Annotated in this window: 11 protein-coding genes and 1 tRNA gene; 4 read left to right on the forward strand and 8 right to left on the reverse strand. The window is 51.3% G+C overall.

What is annotated here, in order from left to right; translation table 11 throughout:
* Window positions 1-13: 13 nt before the first annotated feature.
* The 3 genes from TREPR_RS04805 to TREPR_RS04815 form a co-directional block, all read right to left on the reverse strand.
* Complete coding sequence (locus tag TREPR_RS04805; RefSeq protein ID WP_015707170.1) at window positions 14-820, reverse strand: amino acid ABC transporter ATP-binding protein; 807 nt, start codon at window positions 818-820, stop codon at window positions 14-16.
* 79 nt (window positions 821-899) lie between these two features.
* The gene (locus TREPR_RS04810; RefSeq protein WP_201765764.1) at window positions 900-1745 is read right to left on the reverse strand and encodes a transporter substrate-binding domain-containing protein; all 846 of its coding nucleotides are present in this window, start codon (window positions 1743-1745) and stop codon (window positions 900-902) included.
* A gap of 37 nt (window positions 1746-1782) precedes the next feature.
* Window positions 1783-2448: an amino acid ABC transporter permease gene (locus TREPR_RS04815; protein ID WP_015707172.1), complete on the reverse strand. Its 666-nt coding sequence runs from the start codon at window positions 2446-2448 to the stop codon at window positions 1783-1785.
* 443 nt (window positions 2449-2891) lie between these two features.
* Between TREPR_RS04815 and selA the strand changes: the two genes are divergently transcribed.
* Window positions 2892-4370 (forward strand): L-seryl-tRNA(Sec) selenium transferase, encoded by a 1479-nt coding sequence (gene selA / locus TREPR_RS04825; RefSeq protein ID WP_015707175.1) that lies wholly within the window; start codon window positions 2892-2894, stop codon window positions 4368-4370.
* Between the two features lies 1 nt (window position 4371).
* The gene (gene selB / locus TREPR_RS04830; RefSeq protein WP_015707176.1) at window positions 4372-6330 is read left to right on the forward strand and encodes a selenocysteine-specific translation elongation factor; all 1959 of its coding nucleotides are present in this window, start codon (window positions 4372-4374) and stop codon (window positions 6328-6330) included.
* 53 nt (window positions 6331-6383) lie between these two features.
* On the opposite strand, the gene TREPR_RS04835 is transcribed toward selB, so the two are convergent.
* The 5 genes from TREPR_RS04835 to TREPR_RS04855 form a co-directional block, all read right to left on the reverse strand.
* Window positions 6384-7577, reverse strand: a complete 1194-nt coding sequence (locus TREPR_RS04835; RefSeq protein WP_015707177.1) for an aminotransferase class V-fold PLP-dependent enzyme — start codon at window positions 7575-7577, stop codon at window positions 6384-6386.
* 7 nt (window positions 7578-7584) lie between these two features.
* Entirely contained in the window at window positions 7585-8208 is a 624-nt protein-coding gene (gene yedF / locus TREPR_RS04840; RefSeq protein ID WP_015707178.1) for a sulfurtransferase-like selenium metabolism protein YedF, read from the reverse strand.
* 22 nt (window positions 8209-8230) lie between these two features.
* Complete coding sequence (gene selD, locus TREPR_RS04845) at window positions 8231-9283, reverse strand: selenide, water dikinase SelD (protein ID WP_015707179.1); 1053 nt, start codon at window positions 9281-9283, stop codon at window positions 8231-8233.
* Entirely contained in the window at window positions 9267-9563 is a 297-nt protein-coding gene (locus TREPR_RS04850; protein ID WP_015707180.1) for a putative Se/S carrier protein, read from the reverse strand. The genes selD and TREPR_RS04850 overlap by 17 nt, the downstream gene beginning before the upstream one ends.
* A gap of 50 nt (window positions 9564-9613) precedes the next feature.
* A tRNA-Sec gene (locus TREPR_RS04855) sits at window positions 9614-9707 on the reverse strand.
* Window positions 9708-9949: 242 nt separating this feature from the next.
* Between TREPR_RS04855 and TREPR_RS04860 the strand changes: the two genes are divergently transcribed.
* Entirely contained in the window at window positions 9950-11128 is a 1179-nt protein-coding gene (locus TREPR_RS04860; RefSeq protein WP_015707182.1) for an SLC5/6 family protein, read from the forward strand.
* 199 nt (window positions 11129-11327) lie between these two features.
* Entirely contained in the window at window positions 11328-13520 is a 2193-nt protein-coding gene (fdhF, locus tag TREPR_RS19095) for a formate dehydrogenase subunit alpha (protein ID WP_081468636.1), read from the forward strand.
* Window positions 13521-13547 lie beyond the last annotated feature (27 nt).

A 13547-nucleotide genomic window follows, 5' to 3' on the forward strand; every position in this document is an offset into this window, starting at 1 on the left:
CCTCCTATGAATATTATTCCGCATTCACATATTGCAAAAACTGTTGAATACGGGGGTTTTCAGGTTTATCCAATATTTCTGACGGGCTTCCGTCCGTTGCAATTGCCCCGTCATCCAAAAACAAGACCCGGCTCGCCACTTCTTTTGCGAAACGCACCTCGTGGGTTACCAATATCATTGTAGTTCCTTCGAAAGCTAATTTTTTGATAGTGTTAAGCACTTCCCCTACCAGTTCCGGGTCCAATGCAGATGTTGGCTCATCAAACAGCACTACATTGGGATTTACGGCAAGCGCCCTGGCGATGCCGACTCTTTGCTGCTGACCACCCGATAACTTTGACGGATAAAAATCTTTGCGATCCATTAACCCAACTTTATCCAGGAGCTTCAGGGCAATTTCTTCAGCTTCAGCCTTTGGCCTTTTGTGGACAATCATTAACGCTTCCATTATGTTTTGCAGAGCTGTCTTGTTCTTAAACAGATTGTAGCTTTGAAATACCATTGATGTATGCTTGCGTAAATCCAGTATTTCCTGTTTTGTGTGTTTTTCCGCATCTATTCTGATATCGCCTATGGTGATGATACCGCTTGTAGGAATCGTTAAATAATTCAGGCAGCGCAACAAGGTGGATTTACCTGTTCCGGAAGGTCCCATGATTGCCACCACCTGATTTTTGTATATTTGTAGATTGATGTCCTTTAGCACCTTTGTATGCTCATCAAAATTCTTATACAAATGCTCGGTTACTACCAATGGTTGTGCAGGGGACTTGCCGACTAAAGTCGGTCCGACTAAAGTCGGCGTTGCATGTAGCGCCATATAAATTAAACCCTCTTGTGCTCTGCCTTAAAGTTAAGGCTATGCGAAAAAACGCATAGCCCGGGTTATGGATAAGCCCTTAGTTGATGTAAATCGTCATATCCTCATACAGATATTTTTTTACGATTCTGCCGCAGGTGCCGTCATCCAGCATTTCTTGTATTACCTTGTTTACTTCCTCACACAACGCTTTACCCGCATCTGTTTTTTGGAAATAATAGCCTACATTATTCGCAAGCAGTTTTTCATCCAAAATTCTCAGGGTTTTCCCTGACACGTCCATGTATTGATTTGCGCCTGTAACAGGGCCGCCCATTACATCAAGTCTGCCTAAATCCACATCCGCATAGCCGGTATTTAACCCTTCATAAACCACGAGCTCAAAATTGTATTTGCCGGACATATCTTCCAGAATGGTTTCACTTGCCTGACCAGAGGAAACGCCGACTTTTTTACCCGCCAGGTCATTAAAGGTATTAATTTTTGTATTATCATTTTTTACAGTGAGACACTGTGCATCGCCGTAATATGCTATGGAAGGATAGTATTTTTCGCTTCTTTCCGCTTTTATAGCAAAACAATTTGCCGCTACATCCGCCCGAAGGGAGGAAAGCTCTCCAAACATGGAATCGAAACTTGCCCGCTTTACCACTACATTCCAACCTGTACGCTTTTCGATTTCCGCCCACATCTCCCCATCGATGCCTGTCCACTCGTTGCTCTCTGTTAACAGGCTGTATGGAAGGCCGCCGCCTCCCGTTACAACCGTAACGGTTCTCGCCGTCGTCGCCGCCGTCCCCGCGGTATTGTTTGTTTTGCCCTGACACCCGGTAATGAATAGTACTACGGTACAGGCAATAGCAAAAAAAAGTATTGTTCTTTTTTTCATTGTAATTCTCCTCCATAGAAAATTATTAATTCTCAATACGGAAAATCCGTAGTAAGTGCATCTTATAAACAGCTTAATAAGCCGCTTGGCATTTCTTTTCCAGATATTTATGTACAAATCCAAACAAAAAGATAATAACCCAATATACCAGCATCACTGCGGCATATATCTCAAAATATCGGAAGGAGCGCGCACCTGCCATTCTGGCGGCTCCCATAACATCCGCGACACCCAGCATAAAAGCAAGGGATGATGATTTGATTAGATTGATCATGTCATTAAAGAGGGGAGGCAAAGCAACCCGGACAGCCTGGGGCAAAATGATTCTTCGCATTAACTGTAAATTTGTCATCCCCAGGGAATATGCGGCTTCCTTCTGGCCTTCATCAACAGACATTAAGGCAGCCCGTATGCTTTCGGACATAAAAGCTCCTACATTCAGGCTCAGCACAACGGCAACCGCCGTTACAGGAACCATATTCCTTATGGTTACGCTGTAAATGGCCAGCCCATAGTAAAAAAAATACAACTGCGCCACAATCGGCGTGCCCCGAATAAGGGAAACGTATCCTCGTGTTATGGGATAAAATATCTTTATTTTGTAATATGCGATAACGGCAATGATAACGCCTATGATTAATGCAAAAACCGTTGCCGTTACTGTGATTTCCAGCGTTACATTTAATTTGGAAAAAATTCTGGGCAGAATTTCAATAAAATAACCTGCATCAAAATTCATAACAATCTCCCGTGGTGGGATCTGTCAAAAAATAGGGTATTTCATTTATATGGCAGGCGGGGCTTTTCGCCCTGTGTATAATCAAATTCTCCAGTGCGGCAAGCGGTAGGGGCGCCCTGGGGTTAAACTGGTATTCATTTTTCTTAAAATCTCGGCCGCCCGGGCCTTCAATACCGCCCATTCAGGGTACACCCCTGGGTGAAGCGGCGATCATCAAAACAATACTATGTTTCATGGCAAGCTCCTTTTTTTGCAGCGAACTGATAAATTTATATGATTTAGACAACTTATCAAGGATAGTACATTGCTGTCAAGCCTCTGGCGAGGTTTGTATGCTTTTGTTTTGCCAATTTTCAATAATTTGAAACCCGATGGCCCTTTTTGTATGGAACTTTACATAAGCGGCTTTATCCCCTACAATATCCTACAATAAAGGAATGAGTATGACAGATTCCGATACAAAGACCTTGCTGCGGTCCATCCCGGCAATGGATGAGCTGCTGAACGCACCCTGGGCCGCCGAATTTTCCGGCTCCCTGGGAAGGGAAAATGTAAAAAAAATAATAGAAGAGGCGCTTGGCGAAATCAGGCGTGAAATAAACGGCGGCACAACCGCCAGCATGCCGATGGATGAACTTGTGGCAAGCCGCGCTGCAACCCTGCTCCGTTTAAAATTATCCAGTACCCTGAAGCCCGTGGTCAATGCCACAGGGGTGATCATTCACACAAACCTCGGGCGCGCGCCCCTTGCCCCTGAGGCGCTTGCTGCAGTCAATGAAATATCGGGAACCTATAGCACCCTGGAATACGACCCTGAAAAAGGCGGACGGGGAGGGCGCAATGTTCATGTTGAGTGGCTCCTCCGCCGCCTGACCGGCGCGGAAGCGGCGCTGGTGGTCAACAACAATGCTGCCGCAGTGCTCTTGGCGCTGTCAGCGACAGCCGCAGGCCGGGAGGTCATCGTTTCCTCCGGAGAACTTGTTGAAATAGGCGACTCCTTCAGGATCCCGGAAATACTCGCCTTTTCAGGCGCGAAAATGATCGCCGTGGGCTGCACCAATTCTACGCGTATAAAAGACTATGGCGATGCCATCACAGAAAACACCGCAGTTTTGCTTAAAGTGCACCCTTCAAATTACCGGATAGAAGGTTTTGTCAAAACCACGGCCCGTGAAGAACTGGCGGAACTTGCCGCTGAGCGGGGACTCGTGTTTATGGAGGATCTTGGCAGCGGGCTCCTCGGCTCCCTTGGAGTAGGTGGCCCGCTTGGCGCAGCTTTGGCAAGCCGGGAGTGCTCAGTCCGGGAATGCCTCGAAGCCGGTTCCGGTGTCGTAACCTTTTCCGGGGACAAATTGCTCGGCGGTCCCCAGATTGGGGTGATTGCAGGGTCAAAGAAGCTTATTGACAGGATGAAGTCCCATCAGCTTCTCCGGGCCCTGCGGGTAGACAAAATGACTCTGGCGGCCTTTGAAGCGACCCTCCGGCTCCACCTTTCGGGTAAACAGGGAAGGATACCGGTGATTGGGATGATCGAAACGGACAAACCTGTCCTGCTCGAAAGAGCCCGCCGTCTGTGTCGTTTGTTAAAACAGAGCGCTACTTGCAACACCGACTTTAGTCGGCAAGTTCCCTGCGCAGTAAAGCCCGGGGCCGGTGATTTCACTATTGCTGTGGTAGAGACAGAAGACGCCATCGGAGGCGGTTCTTTCCCCACGGACCTGCTTCCCGGTTTCGGTGTGGCCATAAGCTCGCCTTCTTTCAGCGCAGAAATATTGGCGGCAGGACTGCGGGCGGCCACCATCCCGGTGATCCCGGCTATCCGTGAAGGCCGGGTGATCCTGCACCTCCGTACCCTTTTGCCCGGTGATGAGAAATTAATCGCCGCCTCATTCACATCGGCTATCAGGGGGGAGGCCGTATAAGATGGAGGAGTATCCTTTCATATTTGGGACGGCTGGACATATCGACCATGGCAAAACAGCTTTAGTACGTGCCATGACCGGTATTGACTGCGACCGCCTGGAGGAGGAAAAACGCCGGGGCATAACCATTGAACTCGGTTTTGCCCCCTTGAATTTACCCAACGGCAAGACCGTCAGCATCGTTGATGTCCCCGGGCACGAACGCTTCATACGGACCATGGCCTCAGGCGCCGCCGGCATGGATGCTGCCATGCTGATAATAGCGGCCACCGAAGGGGTCATGCCCCAGACCAGGGAACATCTTGATATCCTGAATATCCTTGGGGTCAGGTTCGGCCTGGTGGCGCTGACCAAGAAGGATTTGGCAGATGATGAAACTCTTGAACTGGCGACTGCGGAAGTGCTCGAATTAGTCCGGGGCACCTGCCTTGATGGGGCGCCAATCATACCGGTTTCATCGGTAACCGGGGAAGGGGTTTCACAAATCCTGGAAGAAATAGAAAAGATAATCGGCAAAATACCTCCACGGGAAGGCAGGGGCGCGTTTTTTCTACCCATTGACCGGGTCTTCAGTAAAAAAGGTTTCGGAAGTGTGGTAACCGGGACATCCTATCAAGGGAGTCTTTCTGAGGGCGACGAAGTAGAAATAATGCCCACCGGCGCGGTAGGAAGGGTGCGTTCCCTCCAGACCCATGGGGCGAAAGTCGCTTCTGTTACCGCAGGGCAGCGGGTGGCCGTCAACCTTGCCGGGGTTTCCCATGACCAAATAGAGCGGGGATCCGCGGTCTGCGAAAAAGGGGCTTTTATCGCCACGGACTGCATAAGCGCATGGTTAGAGATACTGCCTTCGGCGCTTGAAGCGGTGGCCCACTGGCAAAGGGTACGGCTCCATGTGGGGACGACCGATGTGGTCGCCAGAATCTCGCTCCTGCGAATGAATGCAGGTGTAAAAAAGTCAGGCATAGTTCCGGGAAACGGGGCTCCTGTACAGATTTTGTGCGAATCAAAAATTACAGTTGCAGCCGGGCAAAGGTTTGTGATACGTTTTTACAGCCCCCTCATGACCATAGGCGGAGGGCGGATCATGCTGCCAAACGCCGAACTGGCAAAGGGCAAAGCGGATCGGGAGGCAAAGGCCAGGATAGTTGAAAGCCTTGCCGCCGACTTCAGCCCCGTCACTCTGCTTGCGGCTATCATCCATGACAAAGGAATCCTTAGCGTATCCGGCCTGTCCGAGCTTTCCCAGATGGGCAAGGACACTTTTACTGAGTCTTTAAGCGTACTGTCCTCAATACCGGATACATACGCTTTTTTGGAATTCGGTACCCCGCAAAATTTTATCTCCAGCGAAGCCTTTGACACAGTAACCCGATCAGCCCTGCGTATTCTCCATGAGTTCCACGCAAAATACCCAGAACTCTCCGGTCTTGATGCAGAAAAACTATTTACATCCCTGGACAGCGTTCACGGCTCAGGCTTGGTTAAAGCCGGGGATTTCAAGGTCCTGCTTGGCATAATGGCTGCGAGAAATGCTATAAGCCCGGTTGCCGTGCAGGGAAAAACCTGTTACCGGGCGGCGGATTACCGCCAGGCCGTGGACAGCAAGTTGATGGATCTTGCGGGGCGCATCAGGGAAGCGATGACATCTGCGGGTTTCAATCTTTTAAAACTGCCGGAACTGGAAGAAAAACTGGGCGTCTCATCTTCCGATATAAAGCGGGCGGTAGCATATCTGCGGGAACAGGACGACCTCAGGACCATAGAAGGGGGGCTGCTCTTTTCCCGGGAGATGAGGGATAAACTGCTTAAGGCGCTTTCTTCGATGAGCGGTGATATTACGGTTGCTTCTTTACGGGATTCCATTGGCGTGAATAGAAAAGAAAGCCTGGCGATGCTGGACTTTCTGGATGCACAGGGATTGACGAAGCGGGTTGGGGATACGCGGGTGCTGGTGGGGTAGGGGTGTAATAGAAACACTGGAATATTTTAAAAAATAAGGGCTTGTCTAGAATTTTACACCCCATCCAGCGCTTCAAGTATCCCGTCAATCTCCGCTTCCGTGGTTCCGCTCCCAAAGCTGAAGCGGACCGTCCCGCCCGGAAATGTCCCGGCGGTCTGATGCGCCAGGGGTGAGCAGTGCAGCCCGCTGCGGGTAATGATGCCGTGGTTCTCAAACAGAAACCGTGAGACCTCTCCGGCATCCTTTCCCGGAATGACAATTGAAACGACCGGTACGCAGCGATCCGGATCAAGGGTTCCGCAGACGCTAATTTTTTTTATTTGCCCCAGGCCCGATATAAAACGCGCCGTGGAAGCGCGTTCACGCACCCGTATCGTTTCGACCCCGGTGCGTAAAATCTCTTCCACCGATGCGGCAAGGCTCAGTATACCCATGGTGTTTTGCGTGCCCGGCTCGAACTTGTCCGGCAAAAAATCAGGCATATCCAGGGACTGGGATACGCTGCCGGTACCGCCGCTTATCCATTGCCGCATCTGCCCTGCAGCCGCGGCCCCAATGGCGAAGCCCCCTGTGCCTGCAAGTCCCCGCAGCCCCTTATGCCCCGCAAAGGCAACAACATCGCTGTTTACAACACCGACTTTAGTCGGAGAGTTCTCTGCGCTACTTACCATAGAGTTCCCCGCGCCGTAATCTTCCATGGTAAAGGGCAGGATGCCCCCGGTCTGGGCCATGTCCAGGATAGTCAGGACGCCGTATTCATGGGCAATTCTGAAACATTCTGTTACGGGTAATATCGTGCCCAGGACGTTTGACCCATGGGGCATAACGAGCAGTCTTGTGTTTTTCCGTATTGCACTGCGTATCTTTTCAGGATCCAATGAACCATCCGGATCGCACTGGATCCAGTCAAGCTCAATCACGCCGCTTTTGCGAAGGCTCTCCAGAGGGCGGGCAGTTGCGTTGTGCTCCACGCTGGTGGCCAGTACATGATCCCCTTCTCTGACAAGGCCGTTTATGGCCATGTTCAGGGATTGTGTGGCGCCGCTTGAGAATATCACCCGCAGCGGATCGGCCACCCCCAGGAGCTTTGCTACAGCCCTGCGGGCCCGCAATGCAATGGTTCCTGCCTCCAGCCCTTCAAAATTCCGCCCGGCGTTGAGGTGGGTCTCCTCTAAATATCCGCGCAGTTCCTCGACTACCGCCGGGGACAATGCAGGCGAAGTGGCGGCGTAATTCGCGTATATCATATCACAATTATAGTGTGATAAGCCCGGAGGCCTTTGCCAGGGTGTTTGTTATTTTCATCATGTCAACGATACTTCCTACGGCAAGGGATTCGGTCAGCTTATAGTAATTGGCGCAGGTCCCGCAGGTATATACTTCCGTGCCTTTTTCCTGGAGCACTTTTAGATCCGGCACAGTGTTTGCTCCCTCGGTGGTCAGATGCGCTCCGCCATTCAAAAATATAACCGCTTCCGGCAGGGGGTTTAATTGGGTCAGGGAGAATATGAAACCCTTGATGAGCAGCTTTCCAAGATCCTCCGCCCCCCTGCCCATGCTGTCCGCAGTGATGAGAACCACCGGCCCCTTCTTCGCGCCTCCTGCAGTAGGGGCATTGGATGCAGTTTCGGTATCTTCCGGAGGCGCGTTAAAAGCCTGTTTGGGGTCCTTGGTGATAGTCACCTTGTAGAGCGATGCACCCTCATCGGTATACGAAAAACCGCAGCCTGTTCCTTTAGCCATTTTCTCCAGGTTCTGCACCGCAACAAAATTGTCTACTAAAACCACCACGCCATCAGCGCCCTGCTCGGCAAGGGCTTTTTTGGCGTTTACCACCGGTATCGGGCAGGGATTTCCCTGCATATCTAAAGTTTTCATGTATTAACCTCCTATTTGTACCTTATTGGAATAGTATCACCTTTTCCGCTTTTGGTGCAACTTCCCCTATGATTGCGGCGCTTTCGTCCCCGGCTTCCCTGATGCGGGCCGCAAGCGCTTCCGCCTCGTCGGGAGCTACGGCTATCAAAAGTCCCCCGGATGTCTGGGGATCGAATAACAGTTCCTGGGTGGCAAAGGGGAGGGCGCTTAGATCGGCGTACCTGCTCCCACGGTTGCGGTTGCGCTGTCCTGCGGCGGTCAGCAGGTATTCGTTTGCATAGGCCACCGCTTCCGGGATAAGGGGCAAGGCCTCCGGGTCCAGTATTATTGCCGCCTGATCCCCTGCCATCTCCAGGGCATGGACAAGCAGCCCAAAACCGGTAACATCCGTGCAGGCGCTTACGTTAAAACCCGCCATGCTCTCGCAGGCATAGCGGTTGAGCCGTTCCATAGAGGCTAGTGCCTGCCGAAGGGCACCTTCAGACACCATCTCCACCCGCAGTGCAGCCATCACAATCCCTACGCCCAGGGGCTTTGTCAATATTACTTTATGCCCGATCTTTGGAGTGTTGTTGCGTATCACCTTTGCTGTCTCGACCATGCCCGTGACGGCCAGCCCGTACTTTGGCTCCTTGTCGTATATCGAGTGCCCTCCACCCAATACGGCCCCTGCCTCGGCGATTTTTTCAGCGCCCCCGGCCAGTATCTCTGCCAAGATGCTTTTGTCCATGGCCTCGGGAAAACATACTAGGTTCAGGGCAACCATGGGTTTGCCGCCCATGGCCCATACATCGCTCAGGGCGTTTGCGGCGGCAATGCGCCCAAAAGTGCGGGCATCATCGACCATGGGGGGGAAAAAGTCCGCAGTAAAGATGAGCGAGTTTTTCTCATCAAGTATATAAACTGCGGCGTCATCGGAAGTGTCGTAGCCGACCAGGAGCTGTTTGTCCTTGCTTACAGGCAGAGCCGCCAGCAGCTTGGCAAGCCCATCGCTTTCTATCTTCGCCCCGCATCCGCCGCTTGTGCAGGAGGATAGTAGTCCTTTTGACAGCAGCGATTCAGCGTTCTTGCCCATCGGTTCCTCCATCCGTACTGTTGATCATGATCTTCTTGTATTCATTCCCCGATTTCTCCCAGGCCTCTCTTATAGCAAGTCCCCGCTCTGACAGAAACACGGCGGCCCGTTCAAGGTCTTCCGGTACAAACCTGAGGCAAAAACCGCATCCCGCCCTGATGCCCGCAGGCATGGGCATGACGCGGACATAAAACCCCTGCTCCAACAGCGCCTGCTCCGCCATAATGGCCTGGGCGACACCCTCGAAACCGACGATTAGTTCTTTGCTGCTGCTTTCCATATGGGCTGTTATCGACGGGGTAATGAGCTGCGCTTTTTGACAACAAAAAATGGCGGAGGCGTGTGAGAATCGAACTCACCAAGGACGTTTCCACCCTTTGACGGATTTGAAGTCCGCAGCCGCCACCAGGCGACATTCACCTCCACGGAATAATGATAGGATTTTGAAGCTTTGTTGTCAATCACGGCGGTGGAAACTGCGGATCGGAACTCGGGAACCCTTTTTCGGGATATTAAACCGGGCATATTTTTTTGGGGGGGAAAATGCTTGACTCTTTTTTTGCAGGACGCTACTGTTATTGTATCCTACTATTTTTATAGTGTTTATAGGACACTTGCTTAAAAAGCGCTTACATTATGGGCGATTATATGCCGCAGGAGGTTTTTATGAAAAAAAGCGCTATGTTTTTGCTATGGGTTGGGGCGGCAATTTCTGTTTCGGAAATATTTACCGGCGGTCTGCTTGCTCCCTTAGGACTTGTTCAGGGACTGATTGTAATAATTATCGGACATATAATCGGAACAGCGCTTTTTGCGGGGGGCGCGTGTGTTTCTTATTGCCGGAAACTTAATGCCATGGATAGCGTGGCTTTTTCCTTTGGTAAACTCGGAGGAAAATTAGTCGCCCTGTGCAATTTGGTACAACTTATGGGCTGGATTATTATTTTAGTTGTACAGGCAGGAGGCGCTATTGCCGGTGTATTTCCAACCCTGCCTTTCTGGACAGTAACACTGGGGTTGTCTATACTTCAAATAGTATGGGCCGTGATTTTCGGCACTCCCGGAGGCCGCATAAACGATGTGGCGGTTGTTCTCCTGGCAGGGCTTTGTGTTTTATTTTTCGTTGAATCATTTGGATACGCCGCCGGTTCCTTTTCCATTTCAAATAACATGAGCATAATGTTAGGAATAGAATTGTCCATAGCCATGCCGGTTTCCTGGCTGCCCTTGGCCGGAGACTATTCCTCCAAAGCAAATGACAAAATTGGCGCTACTCTAATGCCCTTTCTTGGATATTTTTTGGGAAGCTGCTTTATGTATATCATCGGGCTTTCCATTGTCGTTTCAAACGGGAGTGATATTTTTGCTTTCATCGCATCAAGCAGGTTTCGATATGTCGCCTGCGGCATAGTTTTACTGTCTACTATAACCACTAACTTTGTCGCTATTTATTCCGCAGCCGTTTCATCAACAAAATGGATAAAAACCAAAAACGTAAGGACATCAATTCTAGTTGTTGGAATATTTACATTATTTGTTTCTGTGTTTTTTCCGGTCAGCCGCTTTGAGCTAATACTGGAAAAATTTCTTACCTCTATCACCATGGTATTTGTGCCGATATTTACCCTTGTTTTACTTGAGTTCTTCATGAAAAAACAAAAGACTGAAAAACCCATCAATTGGGGACAGTTGTTTATTGTGTTTATCGGCATAGCCGGTAATTGGCTGTTTAATAAATACAGTATTTTCATCCCTACGGTTATGACTGCCTTGCTGGTTTCAACATTATTTACCATTAAATATATCGTTGGAAGAACTCAAGCAAGGGGTAGAAAAAACCCTTGATAGGGTATAAATAATGGGGGTAATCATATCAGCCCGCCCTTACCGAAGGGCAACTTTCCCGGCTGGAAAAAGCTGCCCTCGGGAGACTTCCCGCTCTCAAAAAATACTTGCGTTTCCACGGTTCCTATGGTATTATATAAGGTGTTAATGCTGAGCGCAGAGCCCTAAAGGGCGTTAATTCCTTATAGGAGAAGAAGATATGGCGGTAAAAGAAGTCCAGACCACCTGCGCGTATTGCGGCGCCGGTTGCCAGCTATTGTTTACGGTAGACCAGGATGTGAACAAGATCCTCGATGTGCATCCCGTTCAAGGCAGAACCAACGAGGGCACGGCGTGCCTGAAGGGCTGGTACGGCTGGGATTACCTCAACGACCCCCAGATTATTTCTAAAAGGCTCACCAAGCCCATGATGCGCAAGGGCGGCAAAAATAGCCCTCTGGAAGAGGTGGAATGGGACGAAGCCATTGCCTATACCGCGGGCCGGCTCATGGAAATCAAGGCAAAATACGGCCCCAACTCCATTATGGGCACCGGCTCGGCCCGGGGCTCGGGCAACGAGTCCAACTATATCATGCAAAAATTCATGCGCGCAGCGGTGGGCACTAACAATGTCGACCACTGCGCGCGTATATGACACGCTCCTTCTGTAGCGGGTCTACAGTATTCACTAGGTTCAGGCGCTATGACCATGGGAGTGCCTGAAATAGAAGATGCATCTCTCTTATTTGTTTTCGGCTATAACGGCGCCGATTCCCACCCCATAGTTGCCCGCCGCATTGTGCGCGCCAAGGAGAAGGGCGCCAAGATAATCTGCGTGGATCCCCGGATTATCGAAACCGCCCGCATTGCGGATATGCACCTCCAACTGAAAGGCGGCTCAAATCTCCTCTTGGTCAACGCCCTGGCCAATGTCATCCTGGAAGAAGGGCTCTGCGACTATAACTTTATAGAACAGCACGCCAATGGATTTGACGAGTTTAAGGAAATTGTAAAGAAATACACCCCCGAAAGCGTGGCCGCCCAGACCCAGATTCCCGCTGAGGACATCAGGGCAGCTGCCCGTATGTATGCCACTAGCGGCCGCTCCATGATCCTCTACGGCATGGGTGTCTGCCAGTTCGGGCAGGCTGTGGATGTGGTCAAGGGCCTGGCCAACCTGGCTATCATGACCGGCAACCTGGGCCGCCCCTCCACGGGCATTGGCCCGGTGCGGGGCCAGAACAATGTCCAGGGCGCCTGCGATATGGGCGCCTTGCCCAACGTGTATCCCGGCTACCAAAGCGTTGCCGTCCCGGCGATACAGGAAAAATTCGAAAAAGCCTGGGGTGTCAAACTGTCTGACAAGCCCGGCATCACCCTGACCGTGGTGCCCCACCATGTGCTGCACGAAAAGGACCCCACCAAGCAAATCCACGCCTATTACATCATGGGTGAAGACCCGGTCCAGTCCGACCCGGATTCGGCGGAAGTGCGGGAGTCCCTGGAAAAATGCGACTTTGTGGTGATGCAGGACATTTATATGAACAAAACCGGCCAGTACGCCGATGTCCTGCTGCCGGCCACAGGCTGGTGCGAACATGACTCGGTCTTTTCCTGCTGCGACCGGGGTTTTCAGAAGGCCCGCAAGGTCATTGAGCCCTCAGGGGATGTGAAGAACGACTGGGAAATCATCAGCTTGATTTCCACCGCCATGGGCTACCCCATGAAATATAACAACACCGTGGAAATCTGGAACGAACTGATCGATCTTTGCCCCAGCTTTGCCGGCGCCACCGACGAGAAGCTCGAAAAGAACCTCTCCATCCAGTGGCCCTGCCGGGACAAGGGACCGAACGATTTGGGCACAGTCTACCTGCACAAGGACGGCAAGTTCGCCAATGCCGATGGGAAGGCCAACTTTTTCGCCACCGAATGGCGGCCACCCCAGGAGCTGGAAAACAATGAGTATCCCCTTACCCTGTGCACGGTCCGCGAAGTGGGCCACTATTCGGTGCGCACCATGACCGGCAACTGCCGGACCCTCCGCAACCTTGAGGACGAGCCAGGCTGGGTACAGATTTCGGCGCGGGATGCGGAAAAGCTCGGTATAAAACACCAGGAACTTGTCAGGATAAGCTCAAAACGCGGCTCAGTTATTACCCGGGCCAATATTACTTCCCGGGTCAAGAAGGGCGCGGTGTATATGACCTACCAGTGGTGGGTCGGCGCCTGTAACGAACTGACCAACAGCACCCTGGACCCCATCAGCAAGACCCCGGAATACAAGTACTGCGCCTGCAAGGTGGAAAAACTTCCGGATCAAAAAGCGGCCTGGGACGATGTGAACAAGACCTTGGCGGATTTACGGAACAAGATGTTCATCAGCGTAGCACGGGAAGGCGTGTCAGGGTAAAGAAGAGACGATGTAGGCAAAGCCCAG

This window comes from Treponema primitia ZAS-2, from assembly GCF_000214375.1.
Classification (GTDB): Bacteria; Spirochaetota; Spirochaetia; order Treponematales; family Breznakiellaceae; genus Termitinema; species Termitinema primitia.